The sequence below is a fragment of the Cohnella rhizoplanae genome (assembly GCF_948329515.1).
Lineage (GTDB): Bacteria > Bacillota > Bacilli > Paenibacillales > Paenibacillaceae > Cohnella > Cohnella rhizoplanae.
Map to the genome: position 1 here is coordinate 1 of NZ_CAOJCN010000002.1, position 16,649 is coordinate 16,649.

General features: G+C 60.4%; 16 protein-coding genes. 10 read left to right on the forward strand and 6 right to left on the reverse strand.

Translation table 11 applies throughout. From position 1 onward, the window contains the following. Positions 1-736, forward strand: a 736-nt coding sequence (locus PQG80_RS04345) for an FGGY-family carbohydrate kinase (protein WP_271749940.1), incomplete at its 5' end; no start/stop codon positions are given. A gap of 96 nt (positions 737-832) precedes the next feature. Here PQG80_RS04345 and PQG80_RS04350 read toward each other — a convergent pair. Then, positions 833-1,735, reverse strand: coding sequence for a LysR family transcriptional regulator (locus PQG80_RS04350; protein WP_271749942.1), 903 nt, complete (start codon positions 1,733-1,735; stop codon positions 833-835). Positions 1,736-1,946: 211 nt separating this feature from the next. Between PQG80_RS04350 and PQG80_RS04355 the strand changes: the two genes are divergently transcribed. Continuing rightward, on the forward strand, positions 1,947-2,417 hold the full coding sequence (locus PQG80_RS04355) for a DinB family protein (protein ID WP_271749943.1): 471 nt from the start codon (positions 1,947-1,949) through the stop codon (positions 2,415-2,417). A gap of 84 nt (positions 2,418-2,501) precedes the next feature. Here the strand turns inward: PQG80_RS04355 and PQG80_RS04360 are convergent, their stop codons facing one another. Further along, positions 2,502-3,635: a glycoside hydrolase family 88 protein gene (locus PQG80_RS04360; protein WP_271749944.1), complete on the reverse strand. Its 1,134-nt coding sequence runs from the start codon at positions 3,633-3,635 to the stop codon at positions 2,502-2,504. A gap of 101 nt (positions 3,636-3,736) precedes the next feature. Then, positions 3,737-4,621 carry an AraC family transcriptional regulator gene (locus tag PQG80_RS04365; RefSeq protein ID WP_271749945.1) on the reverse strand — a complete coding sequence of 295 codons (885 nt, stop codon included), beginning with the start codon at positions 4,619-4,621 and terminating at the stop codon, positions 3,737-3,739. A 119-nt stretch (positions 4,622-4,740) separates the two neighbouring features. Here PQG80_RS04365 and PQG80_RS04370 point away from each other — a divergent pair, with 119 nt between their 5' ends. After that, complete coding sequence (locus PQG80_RS04370) at positions 4,741-5,862, forward strand: transglutaminase domain-containing protein (protein ID WP_271749946.1); 1,122 nt, start codon at positions 4,741-4,743, stop codon at positions 5,860-5,862. A gap of 87 nt (positions 5,863-5,949) precedes the next feature. Continuing rightward, positions 5,950-6,591, forward strand: a complete 642-nt coding sequence (locus PQG80_RS04375; RefSeq protein ID WP_271749947.1) for a TVP38/TMEM64 family protein — start codon at positions 5,950-5,952, stop codon at positions 6,589-6,591. A 98-nt stretch (positions 6,592-6,689) separates the two neighbouring features. Here the strand turns inward: PQG80_RS04375 and PQG80_RS04380 are convergent, their stop codons facing one another. After that, positions 6,690-7,535: a hypothetical protein gene (locus PQG80_RS04380; RefSeq protein WP_271749948.1), complete on the reverse strand. Its 846-nt coding sequence runs from the start codon at positions 7,533-7,535 to the stop codon at positions 6,690-6,692. Between the two features lie 242 nt (positions 7,536-7,777). Further along, positions 7,778-8,527, reverse strand: coding sequence for a Crp/Fnr family transcriptional regulator (locus PQG80_RS04385; protein WP_271749949.1), 750 nt, complete (start codon positions 8,525-8,527; stop codon positions 7,778-7,780). Positions 8,528-8,778: 251 nt separating this feature from the next. Between PQG80_RS04385 and PQG80_RS04390 the strand changes: the two genes are divergently transcribed. From PQG80_RS04390 to PQG80_RS04400, 3 genes are all read left to right on the forward strand, one after another. After that, positions 8,779-9,249 carry a GAF domain-containing protein gene (locus tag PQG80_RS04390; RefSeq protein ID WP_271749950.1) on the forward strand — a complete coding sequence of 157 codons (471 nt, stop codon included), beginning with the start codon at positions 8,779-8,781 and terminating at the stop codon, positions 9,247-9,249. Between the two features lie 77 nt (positions 9,250-9,326). After that, the gene (locus tag PQG80_RS04395) at positions 9,327-9,980 is read left to right on the forward strand and encodes a response regulator transcription factor (RefSeq protein ID WP_271749951.1); all 654 of its coding nucleotides are present in this window, start codon (positions 9,327-9,329) and stop codon (positions 9,978-9,980) included. Between the two features lie 37 nt (positions 9,981-10,017). Next, a complete protein-coding gene (locus tag PQG80_RS04400; protein ID WP_271750487.1) occupies positions 10,018-11,091 on the forward strand; it encodes a PAS domain-containing sensor histidine kinase in 1,074 nt (357 codons plus the stop codon). A gap of 206 nt (positions 11,092-11,297) precedes the next feature. On the opposite strand, the gene PQG80_RS04405 is transcribed toward PQG80_RS04400, so the two are convergent. Then, a complete protein-coding gene (locus PQG80_RS04405) occupies positions 11,298-12,242 on the reverse strand; it encodes an IS1595 family transposase (protein ID WP_271749952.1) in 945 nt (314 codons plus the stop codon). Between the two features lie 388 nt (positions 12,243-12,630). Between PQG80_RS04405 and PQG80_RS04410 the strand changes: the two genes are divergently transcribed. The 3 genes from PQG80_RS04410 (at position 12,631) to adhE (ending at position 16,646) form a co-directional block, all read left to right on the forward strand. Beyond that, a complete protein-coding gene (locus PQG80_RS04410; RefSeq protein ID WP_271749953.1) occupies positions 12,631-13,161 on the forward strand; it encodes a hemerythrin domain-containing protein in 531 nt (176 codons plus the stop codon). Between the two features lie 178 nt (positions 13,162-13,339). Next, positions 13,340-13,888 carry a DoxX family protein gene (locus PQG80_RS04415; protein ID WP_271749954.1) on the forward strand — a complete coding sequence of 183 codons (549 nt, stop codon included), beginning with the start codon at positions 13,340-13,342 and terminating at the stop codon, positions 13,886-13,888. A 151-nt stretch (positions 13,889-14,039) separates the two neighbouring features. Beyond that, positions 14,040-16,646 carry a bifunctional acetaldehyde-CoA/alcohol dehydrogenase gene (gene adhE, locus PQG80_RS04420; RefSeq protein WP_271749955.1) on the forward strand — a complete coding sequence of 869 codons (2,607 nt, stop codon included), beginning with the start codon at positions 14,040-14,042 and terminating at the stop codon, positions 16,644-16,646. Positions 16,647-16,649: the final 3 nt, after the last annotated feature.

Below are 16,649 nucleotides of genomic sequence, written 5' to 3' on the forward strand. Positions count from 1 at the left end.
CGGCGTCGTCGAGGACGGCATCATCGAAGGCTATATGGGCTATGAGGCCGGTCAGTCGGCGGTAGGCGATATCTTCGAGTGGTTCGTCGAGGAGGCCGTGCCGGCGTACGTGAAGGAAGCGGCCGAGGCGCAGGGCGTCGGCGTGCACCAGTGGCTGACGGAGCGCGCGGCGCAGTACAAGCCGGGCGAGACGGGACTGGTCGCGCTGGACTGGTGGAACGGCAACCGCTCGGTGCTCGTGGATACGAACCTGACGGGCGTCGTGGTCGGCTACACGCTGCTGACCAAGCCGGAGGAGCTGTACCGCGCGTTGCTCGAGGCGACGGCATTCGGGACGCGGACGATCATCGACGCGTTCCACCACAACGGGGTGCCGGTCGAGGAAGTTTACGCCTGCGGCGGGCTGCCGCAGAAGAACGCGCTGCTGATGCAGATCTACGCGGACGTGACGAACCGGGAGATCAAGGTGGCGGATTCCAAGCAGACGCCGGCGGTAGGCGCGGCGATGTTCGGCGCGGTCGCGGCAGGCGCGGCCAAGGGCGGCTACGACAGCGTCGTCGACGCGGCGAAGGCGATGGCGCGCGTGCGGGAGGAGACGTTCAAGCCGATCCCCGAGAATGTGGCGGTTTACGAGCGGCTGTACGCGGAATACCGGACGCTGCACGATTACTTCGGCTGCGGCGCGAATGACGTCATGAAGCGCCTGAAGGCGCTGAAGGAAGAAGCGTCGAAGTAAAGGCGGCACGCTATCAAGCGGAAAGGCCCTTATTCGCACATCCCGCAAGGGGGGGCGAATGCGGGCTTTTCGCTTTTTTGAGAAAGAAGCGTAAGTTTACGAGGACTTCGCGTGCCCTATCGCCGCCTCGATATAATTCCGGAGCGTCTTGATGAACGTCCGCATCGCGTTACTGACATAACGATCTTTGCGGTAGATCAGACAGATGTCCTGGCTCGGGGTCGGGGAGGTCAGCCGAACGGTCCGAATGTCCGGGTCGTTGATATTCTCCAGCAGCAGCCGCGGCAGCACGCAAGCGCCGATCCCTTTTTGAACCATCTTCAACAGGGACGCCAAGGTGGTCGCCTCCATGAGCGGTTGAATCCTGAACCCGTTCTCCATGCAATAACGGTCCACGAGCCTGCGGCACTGATGGTCGACGGGGAACAGGACCATTTTAAGCGACTCCAGCCTTTTGAGCGGTACGGAGGATGCCGTCGCCAGCGGATCCAGCGTGCCGACGGCAAGCGCGAATTCCTCATGGAACAAGGGGATCGCGGTTAGTCGCTCGTCGGCCACGGGACCGATCGTCACGCCGATGTCGATAGTGCGATCCAGCACCTGCTCCGTTACATTCATCGTCTCCTGCAGAGACACAGTGACCTGGGGATAGGCCTGGTGGAAGTCCAGCAGCAGCGAGTTGAACAGCAGATCCGCGTCGCCGGGCAGCACGCCGACGGACAACGATCCGCCCTGTGTCAGCTTCAGGCCCGCGATCGCGTCGCGCGCTTGCGCCAGATGCCCGAAGACGGCCGCGCCGTGCTCGCGCAAGATCGTTCCCGCATCCGTCAGCGCGATTGTTCTTCCGGCGCGCTCGAACAGCGGCACGCCCAGCTCTTCCTCAAGGGCCCGTATTTGCTGGCTGATATTCGCCGCGCTCACGCCCGTTTTTTCGGCGGCCCGGGAAAAGTGAAGCTCCTCGCAAATCGCCATAAAATACTGAAGCTGCCTCAACTCCATGGATAACCCCCGCTTCCGATCCTGTGATGCGCCCCTTGTACCCGCCCGCCTTTATATCCTTCATCTTCATCAAGCTGAGCGCTTAAGTCAACACCAGATCGTTAAGTCTTACTTAACGATTCGTTAATCGGGGCTGCATTGAAGGAAGAGACCGCCGACTTTAAACTGAAGCCATGTCAAGCGCAAGCTTAAGCCGAGGAGGTATTCGTTCATGTCCGCGATCATCGTCGATTCCGCCCTGACCGTACGCCGGCTGTCCATTCAAGAGCTGCAGGCCATCCCCGAGGAACTGTTCGACGTTCAGCCCGCAGGCTTCAACAACACGATTCGCTGGAACGCAGGCCATCTTGTATATTGGATGGATGCTTACAGGTCGCTTTGCTTTTCGGCCGAATCGCTGATTCCGCCTTCCTACGCTTCATTTTTCAACTCCGGCACCAGGCCCGCGGATTGGACCGGGACGCCGCCGGCCAAGGAGGAGCTGATGGAACGGATGTCGCGCCAACTCGCGGCCATAGCGGAGATCGACCCGGACAGCCTGGCCCGGCCGCTGCCTTCTCCGCTGCAGTTCGGGCCGCTCGACTTCCGCCTCGCGGGCGAGCTGTTTAGCTTTGGTCTGCTGCACGAAGCGATGCATCTCGCGACTTGCGGCTGCCTCGCCAAGGCCGCACGCAGAGCGTAGCGGCCGCCGGCACGACGAACAAGCCGCCCAGCAGTCCGTTTCGGATTTGCTGGGCGGCTTGTTTTGTTGTGGCTGGCGTCGGACTTAACGCCCGCGCTCGTACCAGTAGCCCGTGACGCCGCGTTCCAGTCGCAGCAGCGCCTCCAGGTAATAATAGTCGCCCCAGATCGTGTAGTCGTCGGGCGAGTGGTTGCCGCGCACGTGATACGAGCCGCGGCGGAGGAAGCCTTCGGCCTCGCCGTCGTCCCGCTCGGCGTAGCCTTCGCGCAGCGCGGTTACGGCCGCCTGCGCGGCGTCGATGAAGCGCTGGCGCTCCGGGTCGCTCTCGTCCAGTTGGCTTGCGATCTCCAGCAGGCCGCATGCCGTAATGGCGGAGGCGGAGCTGTCTCGCTTGGTGGACGGTACCTGCGGAACCTCGAAGTCCCAATACACGACGCCGTCCTCCGGCACCCGGGCGAGGAAGTGGCGCGCCATGCGTTTCGCCGTCTCCAGCAGGTCCGGATCGCCCAGATACCGGCTGTTCAGCGCGAAGCCGTAGATGCCCCAGGCCTGGCCGCGCGTCCACGTGCTGCCGTCCGTGTTGCCCTGGTGCGTGCCGCCGCGGATGGCGTTGCCGTTCGCCGGATCGAAGTAGAACGTATGATAGCTCGAATCGTCGCCGCGGACGAGGAACCGGCGGCTCTTCAGGGCGTGCGCTTCGGCGACGCGGCGGTACTCGGGATCGCCCGTCTGCTCCCCTGCCCAGAGCAGGAGCGGCAGATTCAGCAGGCAGTCGATGATGATGCGGCCGCCGTTGTCCGGATCGCCCTTCGGACCCCAGGCTTGAATGATGCCCGCATCCTCTCGCCAGCGGCGCATGAGCACGTCCGCGGCGGCCAGCGTCAGCTCGCGTGCGGATTCGTCCTTTTCCACGATCCATTGGGCCTTCGAAGACAGGGAATAGAGGAAGCCGATGTCATGATGGTCGAGCTGCACGCCTCGTTCCAGCCGGTCGCGGAAGCTCTCGACCGTCCGGACGGCGCCCTCGCGGTATTGCTTGTCTCCCGTATATTCGTAGCACAGCCACAGAATGCCCGACCAGAAGCCGTCGGTCCAGTCGGTATTGTCGTTGAGCACGTACTTGTTGCTGCCGTCGCTCACGTGGGGGAACCGGCCCTTGAATCGTTCCAGGTTGCGGGCGGTGATGCCGAGCGCGTCTTCGATCGCTTGCTGCCACATATCGTATTGCCTCCCTGATCCGATGTTCTTTTCACCCCCATTATATAGAGGCGCGGTTCGGGCGGGTTGCGGGAGTATATGGCTAAGTTGCGGTCGGGAAATCAAGGGGCGGCGGTAAACCCCTGCTGCACCGTCCGACGGAACGCCTCCGGGCTCATTCCCTTGCTTTTCTTGAACAGCTGGCAGAAATGCGAGGCGCCGAAGCCCCCGACCTGCTCCGCGATCGACGAGATCGGGTCCGAGGTGGCGCTGAGCAGCCGGCAGGCTTCGCGAATCCGCCTGGCGGTGATGTAGTCGCGGATACTGCTGCCCGTATGTTCCTTGAACAGATGGGACAGGTAGTACGGCGACAGATGCAGATCGCCCGACAATGCCTGCAGATCGAAGGGGCGGGCGTACCTGGCCTCGAGCCAGTCCATGATCCGGTCGATATGCAGGGAATGGCCTTCGCCCTCGGGCGATCCGGTCCGGCTGTCCGGCGGGAATACCCGATGGCGCAGCTCGTGCAGCAGCGAGACGAGGAACAGCGACCGCTGCTCCTCCTTGTCCGGGCCCGGGGCCGCGTAGAGCGCGTGGAAGTCCTGCAGCATGCCGGGCAGCCGCGCCTCGGCGCCGAGCTCGAAGTAGGAGCGGGACAGCAGCCCGCGCTTCAGCTTCTGGAACCAGCGGGCAAGCCCCGGGTACGGCGCCAGGTAAGGCTCGACGATCCGGGGATCGAATTTCACGAGAGAACGGATATAGGGCGTGCCCGGTACCGAGGGCACGTCGATCTTATGAAGCTGGTAAGGCGGGAACAGCAGCAGAGCGCCGGGGCGGATCGGGTAGCGGGCGTCCTCGGTCGTGGCTTCGCCGCGCCCTTGATGAACATATAGCATCTCGATGCCCTGATGGGCATGATAGGCGAGCCAATCGCTGTCGTTCGTCGTCTGGCGATAGGACGAGAAAAAAGCGTCGGGTCCCAAACTTAACGGTACAATTCGATTCAAAGGGCCCATCCTCCGTTTCCGCATTCATGATAGATTATATCATGTAAGGTTACCGAGGTTACGAACAGCCGTACGATAGCCGATAGTATAACTTATACACCACGGAGGGAGTGCGTGAGATGACCGCGTCCAAACGCAAGCTTAGCGCCTTTACCGGATTTCTGCTGTCGTCTGCGCTCCTGCTGGCATCCGCTTGCTGGCCCTATCGCGATACGGCCGTCGCCGCCGTCTCGGCCGGCGAGACGGCCACCCTGCAGAGCGCCTTGAAGCAGAAGCTCGGCGCCCGCAGCGAATCTTTCAGTCTCGTGCTGAAGGGCAAGCTCGCCACCGCCGAAGTATCCAAGGCGTTCGATGTCGTGTTCGCCGCCGACGACTACCTGAAGTACGCGATTCGCTCCTACCGCTATGCCGTCAGCACCGACGGCAAGACCTCCACGCTCAGCGTTACGATGAAGTATTGGGAGACCGCCGCCCAGACTGCTTACGTGAATGCGCGCTCCAAGCAGATCCTGGCCTCGATCGTCACCAAGAATATGAACGCTCATCAGAAGGTGAAGGCCATCCATGATTGGGTGCTGCTCCACGTCGCCTACGACCGGTCGCTGGTCAGGCACTCCGCCTACGATGCGCTGAAGAACGGATTGACCGTCTGCCAGGGTTATGCCTCGCTCACTTACCGGCTGCTGACGGACGCCGGCATCCCGGCGCGGATCGTCGAAGGGACCGTGAGCACCGGCGCGCACGCGTGGAATCTCGTGAAGCTGGACGGCGTCTGGTACCAGCTCGATACGACGTTCGACGACCCCGTCCCCGACGTGAAGGGGAGGACGACGTACGGTTACTACCTGGTCACCGACGCCGCTTTGAAGAAGGACCATGTCTGGAAATCGGGCTATCCGCAGGCCGTCACCTCCTACAAGAATACGCTCGCTTCGCTGGCGGCCAAGGACAAGTCCCGTACCGCTTTCTATAAGGACCTGCGGGAGGATATGGGGCTCGACTACTTGGACCCGTCCCGCTCGGTATCGACGGTTAAGGAGATCGCCGCGCAGCTTCGTTCGGCAGCCGCGGCCGGGCAGACCTCTGCCAAGATGCGCTACACGTCCGAATCCAAGCCGGATCTGGATGCCCTACTCAAGCTGATGCCGGAGCTGTCGAGCGTGAGCTACCAGATGGAGACGATGGCAGGCGGAGATCCCGGGGACAGCATGCTGACCGTAACATTTAAACTGCGTCAGTAGGCAAGGTGACGGGACGCTGGCCGATTTGGAAAACGAATGTTATTTCCTGTATGATGCTTGCATGGAACTCTAGACGGGAGTGTTCGTGTGAGCCGCAAGGTCGTTCTGCTGTCGCTTGCCATCGCCGGGGTCGCGTGCGCGCTGCTGTGGGTCAACTTCCACTATCTGAAAATTACGCCGAGCACGCTTCGCAACTGGATGCTGTCCTTTGGCTGGATCGCTCCAGCCATCTATATCGGCTTGTTCGTCGCACGCCCGTTCGTGCTGTTCCCCGCGTCCGTGCTGACGCTGGCTGGCGGACTCGCCTTCGGCACATGGTACGGCATGCTCTATACGTTCGTGGGGGAGCTCCCCGGCGCGGTGCTGTCGTTTCTGCTGGCGCGCCAGGTGGGGCTTGGCTTCTTCAAAGGGCGAGACGATCCGCGCCTGCGCAAGCTGGAGGACGCGATGCAGCGCCGCGGCTTTCCCATGGTGCTCATGCTGCGGGTGGCGCCGTTCGTGCCGTTCGACCTCGTCAGCTATGCAGCCGGCGCGGCGAGGGTGCCGCTGCGCGCCTACGTGCCCGCGACGGCGATCGGCACGCTGCCTGGCACGTTCGCCTTTTGCTTTCTCGGCGCCAGCCTGACGCGCGGCGACTGGCGCGAGATCGCGCTGGCTGGCGCGGTGTTCGCCGCCGCCATGCTCGTGCCCCTGCTGCTGAAGCGCCGCGTGAGCCGCGAGGTCGGGTAGCATGCCGAGGGGCTGCAACGGGCGCACGCAGCGCAGCACACGACAGATAGACCAAGAACCGCACGTCAGCGTGCGGTTCTTGGTCTTTTTCGCGCATCTCACAGGTAGAAGAGACTCAGCGTTATCGTACTCCCCGGCGTGATCGGCTGATCGAGCAGCGTCTGCGGGATGACGCGGCCGTTGTAGCGCACCGTGAGTCCGATCGCGCCGCCGACAGGAATGCCCGCGACGCTCACGATAAAGCCGTTCGGTCCGAACTGGACCCGGCCCGTCGCATATAAGGCCTGGCGCAGCGTCATGCCGGGATAGAAGGTCACGTAGCTCGTGCCCGAGATGTTCGGGAACGTGAGTCCGCCCTCGACCGTTACGGCTACGAAGCTGGAAGGTCCGGGCACCGGGACGGGGAATGGCCCCGGTCCTGGAACCGGAATCGGCAGCGGAATCGGTATCGGAATCGGAAACGGCCCCGGCGGAAACGGTCCTGGTCCTGGCGGAAACGGCCCGGGCGGGAATGGTCCCGGTCCTGGCGGAAATGGCCCCGGCGGAAACGGCCCGGGTCCTGGCGGGAATGGACCATGACCAGGCGGGAACGGTCCGGGTCCTGGCGGGAATGGACCATGCCCTGGCGGGAACGGCCCCGGTCCTGGCGGAAATCCTCCATGACCCGGCCCTTGACCTGGCGGCCTTGGCGGCAGCAGGTGGCCCAAGGGACCGCCGCCGCCCGGCCCGAGCGCGCGTTGATGCTCGGGGGTGAACCACCAGGGGATCTGTCTAACCGGAATGTCCGGCTCGAACGACTCGGTTTGCGCGCTTTGTTTGACCGAGACGCCCGTCTTTTTCTTGGCGGGCGCCTTGGCGTGAAGCTGCGCTTCCCTCTTTTCCGTCTTCTCCCGCTGCGCCTTCTTCGGGGACGGCTGTCGGTTGGACGGCCCTTTATGTGTCATGCACGTTCCTCCTCGGCTGGGCGAATATCGCTAAGGTACGATATGCGCCCGCCCAGAAGAAGGTGCGGAGGATACGGCGGCAAAAAAAAAGCGGGCCTGCAGCGGAAGCTGCAAGCCCAAAAGATATATTATTGAAAAGGGGGGTCATGTCTGTATTGTAACCGCCGAAGATGAAGGATAGATGAAAGCTATATTACGATTGCATTACAATCCGCACGCCGGACGCAGATTCGGCATCTCGCTCAGATTCTGCATATCTCCTTGGGGCATGCGGGGCATGTCGGGCAGTGGCAGATCTCGCGCAGCGCGTTCAGTCGCAGGATGACGATACGTCCTTGACGGAGATCGATGATGCCCTCGTCCTTGAAGCCGCTCAGCATGCGGTTCACGCTCTCGCGCGATGTGCCGATGAGATCCGCAATCTCCGCATGCGTAAGCTTAAGCGTGATCTTGATGCCTTCAGGTACGGCGATGCCGTACGTGTTGGCCATCCGGATCAGGGTCGAAGCGAGCGCGCCCGGCTTGCCGAACAGCAGCAGATCGCGGAACTTCGACTCGCTCACGCGCTGAGCGATCGCCATCCAATTCATGAAGCGTACGGCAAAATCCCCGTACCGGTACAATAGAATTTCGAGGTCCTTCCACTGCACCACGCCGAGTTCGGCCTCCTCCAGCACCTCCGCGCTGAACGAGTGGACCTTGGTGAGCCCGTTTTCGGGTTCCCAGACCAGGTCTCCCGCCTGCATGATCGAGAGCATGAAGTCCTTGCCTTCATCCGTCGATTTCCGCAGCTTGACCTTGCCCGACCGCAGATAGTACAGCTTGCCGGCCTGATCGCCTTCCCAGAACAGATAGCTGCCTTTTTCCGCATGCTTGGGATACATCAGCTCTTCGAGGCGGGCGAACTGGTCCTCCGAGAAAAAGCGGTGAATACCAAGTTCATTGTCTTGCGGCCGTTCTCCGGCCGTCCTGCTCTTCAACGCTTCGCCCATGACCGCGTGTCCCCTATCCGATTCCCTTTGATGACTTTATCATATCGCATCGCGGCTCCGTCGTAGATCGGGGAACCTCCTGATCTTCCGCCGGGAATTCCCTTATCTTTTTGTGAGATTCGTCACTGCGGCTGCCGGAATCAGGAGTTTCCCGCCTGCGAATTCGGGGAATTCCCCGACTTACGGGGAGCTGACGCTTCGGTACACTGTAGACAAGAGGATGGGATACGACTGGCTTGGAGGGATGGACGATGATCGAACATGGCAGTCGCGAAGACATTATCGCGAGCTTGGCCGCACTGCGCGCGGAGATCGGTTGCGACTTTGGCGCGGTAGGTATGACGGAGGCGCCGTTGCGGGTCCTGAGGTGGCAGGTGGCGTCCGGTCACGCCAACGAACGATATGCCGGCATTGCGGAAAAGCCGGGCCGCGGCCTGTCGGCGACCGTGCTGAAGGTAGGCAGGCCGATCTCGCTCAGTATGACGGAGCTTGTCTGTTCGCGCCGTCTTCAGGAGTTCCCCCTGCTGCTCGCGGAGGATCTGCGCTCGGCTTATGCGGTCCCTTTATATCTGGGTACTTCGCTCGCTGGCGTTCTGATCGCAGGAGACCGCAGGAAGAGGATCTATCGTACCGAGGAACGCCGGATCGTCGCTGCGGCGGGCGATCGGATCGCCGCGCTGTTGACCGGGCTGTCTGCGGCGGGATCGATGCAAGGCGGCTGAGCGTCGCGCCGGGTCGCCAGCAGCTATGATAGAATAGGTTAGAAGAGGGGCTTTTTACGTAGGTGGGAGGAGTAGAGATGATCCGGATATTGGTCGTGGACGACCATGCTATCGTTCGTTCCGGGCTCATGATGCTTTTGAACGGCAGACAGGGAATGGAGGTCGTTGGCGAGGCCGCGGACGGAGACGAAGCGATCGCGCAAGCCGAGGCGCTCCGTCCGGACGTCGTGCTCATGGACCTCAGCATGCCGCACGGCAAAGATGGGCTTACGGCCGCCGCAGAACTTAAAAAGTCGCATCCGGGGATCGCCGTGCTCATTCTGACCATGCACGATGACGAGGGATATCTATTCCGGGCGATCCAGTCGGGCGCTTCGGGTTACATCCTCAAAAGCGCGCCTCACGAGGAGTTGCTGACCGCGATCCGCCATGTGGCGGAGGGGCAGGCTTATTTGTATCCGTCCGCGACCAAGCGGCTGATGAGCGATTATCTGGACAAGCTGAAAAACGGCGACCACGCAGGCACCTACGAATCCCTGTCGGAGCGGGAAAAGGAGATTCTCGCCAAGGTCGCGCAGGGATACTCCAACAAGGAAATCGCCGAACAGCTCATCATCAGCGTCAAAACCGTGGAATCGCACAAGAGCAACCTCATGGAGAAGCTCGAGCTGCGAACCCGTCCCGACCTGGTTAAATTCGCGATGAAAAAGGGGCTGCTGACCTTTGACTGATCAAGAAAATTCCGGCCTTTCCGGGTACCATGCGGAGATGCTGGCGGCGCAGGTGGAAAGCTTGCTGTCGGGGCTGGACCGGGGCGTGGCGGACGATGAGTACCGGGAGGAACTGCGCAGATCGCTGAAGCAGCTGGTAGACGTCAAGTTCGCGCTCGACGAGTCAGCGATCGTCGCCATCACCGACCGTAGAGGGAAGATTCGGTATGTAAACGACAAGTTCTGCGAGATCTCCGGGTACGAACGCTCCGAGCTGATCGGCCAGGATCATCGCCTTGTTAATTCGGGCTACCATGGCAAGTCGTTCATGAAGGAATTGTGGACGACGATCTCATCCGGCCGGGTCTGGCGCGGCGAGATCAAGAATAGAGGGAAGACGGGGCGCGAGTACTGGGTAGATACGACGATCGTCCCGTTCGCGGACGGCGAGGGCCATCCGTATCAATACCTGGCGATCCGGCACGAGGTTACGCGTCTGAAGGAGACGGAGGCAGAACTGCAGTCAATGCTGGCGCAGATGATGCAGATTCAAGAGGAGGAACGGCGGCGTTTCTCCAGAGACTTGCACGACGGCATCGGCCAGAGCCTGTTTTACTTTAAGATTACGATCGACCGTCTGCTGGCCGAGCGGGAGGACGAGGGTCTCTCCATGCTGGAGCAGCAGGTGTCGCAGCTCATGTCCGACGTGCGAGGCCTCGCCTGGGAGCTGCGTCCGTCCGTGCTCGACGATCTCGGCGTCGTACCGGCACTTCGGACCTACATCGAGCATTTCGAAGGCCATTACGGTATCCAGGTGCGCTTCGATTGCGAACTCAAGCGCCGGCCGGCATTGCTCGCCGAGACGACCATCTACCGCGTCGTCCAGGAGGCGTTGACCAATATTGGAAAGTATGCGGGCGTGTCCGAGGCCTACGTCTCGTTGCGGGAGACCGACGGTTTAATCAAGGCGGTTATTCGGGACAAGGGCGTCGGCTTCACCCGCGCGTCGGCAGGCTCCGGCGTCGGCCTCTTCAGCATGGAAGAACGCGCGCGCGCTGTTTCCGGCGAGCTCAAGCTGCATTCCGAACCGGGGCATGGCACGACCGTCACGCTTACGGTACCGGTTGGCTGAATGAACCCTTTATTATTAAACGGCCCGGTTCCTCATCGTGAATCGCTTCTACTTACATTAAATCCCAACCCAGACTCACACATGCATCATTTTCTCTCGTTTTAACAATATCCCCTTCGATCAGGAGCGATTGTAGGCGAAGTCGACCGATTTAAGAGTCGGTTTGCCTGCGATTGCTCTATTTCCCGTAACGAACTGCCGGTGCGTTAACCCGCTTGCTGCCGGCTCCGTACAGGGCGTCTAAACGCCCAGCGGATGGGCCGGATGCCGGAACGCGCGCCAACCAAACTCCGATAGGTAATCGTCCTTGTCGTGACGACGTTTGCGATTAACGCGGGAAGCGCCCTGCTCCCGTACATGTAACGGAAACAATATTCGTTCAAATACGCCTGCAGATGCTTCGGTCCGATCCCCCCGAATGTCCAGGCCAACCATCGAACGACTCCAAGCCAAGCCAAGTGGGGCTCTTTGCGTCCTCGATGACTGCGCTTCAGCACCTCCAAATGATCGGACTCCCGCCGGTTCGCCGCATGATTTTGCAAAAAAAGTTCCATTGCTTCGTCGCCCTCGGAGCTGCCGCTGCCCGGAACGCAGTCCCCTTCCGGACCGTCGACCGCTTTCATTTTGAGCTGAACGACCTCTCCCGTCTCGTCCAGCGAGGCGCCGATCACGATCGGCTGCGGCTTCAATTCACCCTGCGCGAGCTTGTCGCTGAAGTATCGATGGTATTCGTAGCCGTAATACTCGCCCAACAATTGCAAGTTCCCGCCGAGCGGCCGATCTTGATCGCGCTCTCCGATTGCATGGCGCAATTTGTGATTGATAAGCCAAGCGGTCTTGTATGTCACTTGGATCCATTCCGCGAGCAGCACGGCGCTGATGCCGAATTGCATCAGATACATGGCCGTAAACCACTTGGTCAGCGGCGTGCGCGTACCCTCGAACACGGTGCCGGCAGTCAGCGAAGTCTGGTGAGAGCAGGAACGGCATTCAAAAAGCCGTCGTCCTCGCGAACTTACATCATAGTATCTTGAATGCGCGCAGCGGGGACAGCGGAAACCCTCGGACCACTTGGCTGCAAACAGCGCGGCAGCGCATTCGTCTTCGGTAAAGAACGGTATGGATTTCCGAATCGATTGGCCGACGCTCATGTAAACTCTCCTTTTGATAAGAACTTATGTTCTCATTATAGCAAATAATGGATTTAATTGCACGCTTTTTTTTGACCATAATCCAGCTAATCAAGTGCCTCATAGACTGTTTATAAGGCTCGCCTGATCGAAGGGGATATCGTTAAAACGCGATGCAGCCAGTTTTATCTGCCAGCCTTACTGAAGGGGATATTGTTAAAACGGAGTATTTAGGAATATACTCGCCGTCCTGACCGAAGGGGATATTGTTAAAACAGGAAATATGCATGTGTCTGTTTCGTGGCAGCTCCTTTATTGTGATTTTTATCACATGACAAAATCTTGATTAGCGTTATATTGAACTCATCAAACGAAGCAACGCCCCGATAACGGGAAGGAGGAATTGCCGATGAGCACAACGACAAACGAAGCGAACAAAGCGCTAAAGCCCTACGCCGGCGATGACGAGAGATATACGCTGCTGAACGGTGCGGTCGTCAGAGCGAGACAGGAGCACGATGCGTTGGAGGAGGAGTTGGCGGATCTGTACGCGCAGGTGTGCACGGTACGCAAGGATGAGGACATCATCCACCTGAACGCTCATGTGCGAATTCTAAACGAACGGGTGAAGCACTTCATGACCGAATGGAGCGCGCATATCGCTTGGGAGAAAACGGAGCTGTTCCCTTACGCGGTATGGTACCTCGAGACCGAGCCCGACTTGTTCACGCTGATGGAGCAGGATTACGGACTTGCGGAGCGGTTCATCGGCTCGTTCTTGAACACGCTGGAGCAGTCGGTACTCCCTATCTCGCCCGAGGAAGCGAAGGCGCTGGCGTCCTACCTGCTTCAAGCCTATGCCTTCTTGAAAAACCGGCTGAACGAGGAGGAAGAAATCATTGAGACGCTGGAGGACCACTCGAACGTTTACAGCTATTAAGCGCATGATCGGCTAAACTCCCGCTCAACTAAGTGAAAAAAATCACAAGGATTTGCGTCGAAGTGTGAGATCCATCACATTCGAAATCGTCCGCAACCCTCATACTGAGGTTGTAAGGCAAGCAAGTCGAACGACATCGCTAATAAACGCCGTAACGGCGAAAAGGGAGATGGCCTCTATGGTCACCAAATGGTTCAGAGAAAACGTATGGGCTGCAGTCGCAGTCACGCTTCTTCGTATCTATGTCGGATGGCAGTGGGTCGACGCGGGCTGGCACAAGCTGACAGGCGGCTTCACGGCAAAAGGATTTCTCCAAGGCGCGGTCGCTAAGCCGGTCGCAGACCATGCGACAAACGAAGTGATTTTCCCTAACTACACGTACTTCATCCAGCACTTCGCATTGCCGAACGTCAAGCTGATCGACGTGCTGATCCCGCTCGGCGAGTTCCTGATCGGCGTAGGGCTGATCGTCGGGGGACTCACGGTAACGGCCGCTTTCTTCGGAATGCTGCTGAACGCGTTGTTCCTCTTCGCAGGCACCGTAAGCACGAACCCTTGGCTGTTGGTTCTCGGCTTCATCGTTTTCACCGCTGGCGCCAATGCCGGACGCTTCGGACTTGATTATTACTTGCTCCCGCTCATCCGCAAAGGCTTCGGCAAGATCAAGCACGCCTTCACGGACAAGAAGCATAACGGGGGGGCCAACGGTAAGCCGGTCGCGCATTGACTAACGCATTGATCCATCGCATTGACTAACGCATTCCTCGATTGAGTCGATCGAAAGGCAGAAACGGCGGCTGGAGCTCTCCGGCTGCCGTCCATATTGTCCGGCTGCCGGGACCGAACGCACGAATCGATATTGACGGGGGGCCACACGGATGGCGGCGAAGGAAAAAACGCAAGTCGAATTCATCTCCGCGCAGGAGGAAGCAAACCTGCTGGCGGAGCGCGCCAAAAAGGCGCTCGACGCGTACATGCAGCTCGATCAGGAGCAGGTGGATAGGATCGTGCAGGCGATGGCGCTAGCGGGACTCGACCAGCATATGCCGCTCGCGAAGCTCGCGGTCGAGGAGACCGGACGCGGCGTCTACGAAGATAAGATCACGAAGAACATTTTCGCGACGGAGTACATCTATCACAGCATCAAGACGGAAAAGACGGTCGGCGTCATCGAAGAGAACGTCTACGAGAACTATCGCATGGTCGCGGAGCCGGTCGGCGTCATCGCCGGAATCACGCCGGTCACGAACCCGACCTCGACGACGATGTTCAAGTCGCTGATCGCCGCCAAGACGCGCAACCCGATCGTATTCGCCTTTCACCCGTCGGCGCAAAAGTCGAGCGCGGCCGCGGCAAGGACGCTGCTCGATGCAGCCATAGCCGCCGGCGCCCCCGAGCACTGCATCCAATGGATCGAGCACCCCTCCGTCGAAGCGACGAGCCTGCTCATCAACCACAAGGATATCGCGCTCGTACTGGCGACCGGGGGCTCCGCGATGGTGAAGGCGGCCTACAGCACCGGCAAGCCGGCGCTCGGCGTCGGTCCCGGCAACGTCCCTTGTTTTATCGAACGCACGGCCGACCTGGAGCAGGCGGTCACGGACCTGATTCTGTCCAAGACGTTCGACAACGGCATGATCTGCGCGTCCGAGCAGGCAGTCATCCTCGACGAGCCGATCTACGAGCAGGCGAAAGCACTCATGGCGCGTCAAGGCTGTTACTTTCTCAATAATGAGGAAGCCGAGGCCGTATCCCGGCTCGTCATCAACTCCGAGAAATGCGCGGTCAATGCCGTTATCGTCGGTCAGCCGGCCGCAAAGATCGCGGAGATGGCCGGCATTCAAGTGCCGGCGGCGACGAAGATACTCGTTGCTGAGCTGGCCGGCGTGGGCGAGAAGTTCCCGCTGTCCGCCGAGAAGCTGAGTCCCGTGCTCGCCTGCTACAAGATCAAGACGGCGGAGCAGGGCATCGAGCGCGCCGCGCAGGTCATCGCCTTCGGCGGCATGGGCCACTCGTCGGTCATCCACTCGCACGACCAGGCCGTGATCGCGGCATTCTCAGCCCGCCTGCAGACTGGACGCATCATCGTCAACGCGCCTTCGACGCATGGAGCGATCGGCGACATTTACAATACGAATCTGCCTTCTCTCACGCTCGGCTGCGGCTCGTACGGCCACAACTCGACGACCTCGAACGTGACCGCCGTCAATCTGCTCAATGTGAAGCGCGTCGCCTACCGCACGGTCAACATGCAATGGTTCAAGGTGCCGCCGAAGATCTACTTCGAGAAGGGCGCAACGCAGTATCTCGAAAAGATGCCGGACATCAGCCGCGTCATGATCGTCACCGACGAGGCGATGGTGAAGCTCGGTTACGTGGATAAGGTCGCCTACTATCTGCGCAAACGCAAGGATCCGGTAGCGGTGGAGATCTTCAGCGACGTCGAGCCCGACCCGTCGGTCGACACGGTCGAGCGCGGCACGCGCATAATGGCGCAGTTCAAGCCGGACTGCATCATCGCGCTCGGCGGCGGCTCGCCGATGGACGCCGCGAAGGCCATGTGGCTGTTCTACGAATATCCGGACACCAGCTTCGATTCGCTTAAGCAGAAGTTCATGGACATCCGCAAGCGAATCTACAAGTATCCGCGTCTCGGCAAGAACGCCAAGTTCGTCGCGATCCCGACGACGTCGGGCACCGGCTCGGAGGTGACGTCGTTCGCGGTGATCACCGACAAGAACAAGGGCAACACCAAGTATCCGCTCGCCGACTACGAGCTCACGCCGGACGTCGCCATCGTTGACCCGGATTACGTCTACAGCTTGCCGAAGACGGCGGTCGCCGACACGGGCATGGACGTGCTCACGCATGCGATCGAGGCCTATGTCTCGGTCATGGCGAGCGACTTCACCGACGGTCTCGCGCTCAAGGCGATCCAGCTCGTGTTCGACAACCTGGAAGCTTCGTATCACAAGGCCGATCCGGTCGCCCGGGAAAAAATGCACAATGCTTCGACGATCGCCGGCATGGCGTTCGCCAACGCATTCCTGGGCATCAACCACAGCCTGGCGCACAAGTGGGGCGGTCAGTACCATACGGCGCACGGCCGCACCAACGCGATCCTGCTGCCGCACGTCATCCGCTACAACGCGCAGCAGCCGACGAAGTTCGCTTCGTTTCCGAAGTACAGCCGGTTCGTCGCCGACAAGCGCTACGCCGATATCGCCCGGCTGCTCGGCCTGCAGGCGCGCACGACGGAGGAAGGCGTACACAGCCTCATTAACGCGATTCGCCAGCTGAACCTGTCGCTGCAGATTCCGGAGTCGTTCCAGGCGCTCGGCTTTGATGCCGCCGACTTCGAGGCGACAGTCGACCAGCTCGCCGACCGCGCGTTCGAGGATCAATGCACGACCGCGAACCCGCGCATGCCGCTCGTCACCGAGCTGGCGGACGTGTACAGGAATGCGTTTTACGGCAAGTTCTAGGCG

Bases quoted from the DNA above. Each gene is read 5' to 3' on its own strand.
- PQG80_RS04350 (WP_271749942.1), bottom strand. From the start codon at position 1,735: ATGGAGTTGAGGCAGCTTCAGTATTTTATGGCGATTTGCGAGGAGCTT.
- PQG80_RS04355 (WP_271749943.1), top strand. From the start codon at position 1,947: ATGTCCGCGATCATCGTCGATTCCGCCCTGACCGTACGCCGGCTGTCC.
- PQG80_RS04360 (WP_271749944.1), bottom strand. From the start codon at position 3,635: ATGTGGCAGCAAGCGATCGAAGACGCGCTCGGCATCACCGCCCGCAAC.
- PQG80_RS04370 (WP_271749946.1), top strand. From the start codon at position 4,741: ATGACCGCGTCCAAACGCAAGCTTAGCGCCTTTACCGGATTTCTGCTG.
- PQG80_RS04380 (WP_271749948.1), bottom strand. From the start codon at position 7,535: ATGACACATAAAGGGCCGTCCAACCGACAGCCGTCCCCGAAGAAGGCG.
- PQG80_RS04385 (WP_271749949.1), bottom strand. From the start codon at position 8,527: ATGGGCGAAGCGTTGAAGAGCAGGACGGCCGGAGAACGGCCGCAAGAC.
- PQG80_RS04390 (WP_271749950.1), top strand. From the start codon at position 8,779: ATGATCGAACATGGCAGTCGCGAAGACATTATCGCGAGCTTGGCCGCA.
- PQG80_RS04395 (WP_271749951.1), top strand. From the start codon at position 9,327: ATGATCCGGATATTGGTCGTGGACGACCATGCTATCGTTCGTTCCGGG.
- PQG80_RS04400 (WP_271750487.1), top strand. From the start codon at position 10,018: ATGCTGGCGGCGCAGGTGGAAAGCTTGCTGTCGGGGCTGGACCGGGGC.
- PQG80_RS04405 (WP_271749952.1), bottom strand. From the start codon at position 12,242: ATGAGCGTCGGCCAATCGATTCGGAAATCCATACCGTTCTTTACCGAA.
- PQG80_RS04410 (WP_271749953.1), top strand. From the start codon at position 12,631: ATGAGCACAACGACAAACGAAGCGAACAAAGCGCTAAAGCCCTACGCC.
- PQG80_RS04415 (WP_271749954.1), top strand. From the start codon at position 13,340: ATGGTCACCAAATGGTTCAGAGAAAACGTATGGGCTGCAGTCGCAGTC.
- adhE (WP_271749955.1), top strand. From the start codon at position 14,040: ATGGCGGCGAAGGAAAAAACGCAAGTCGAATTCATCTCCGCGCAGGAG.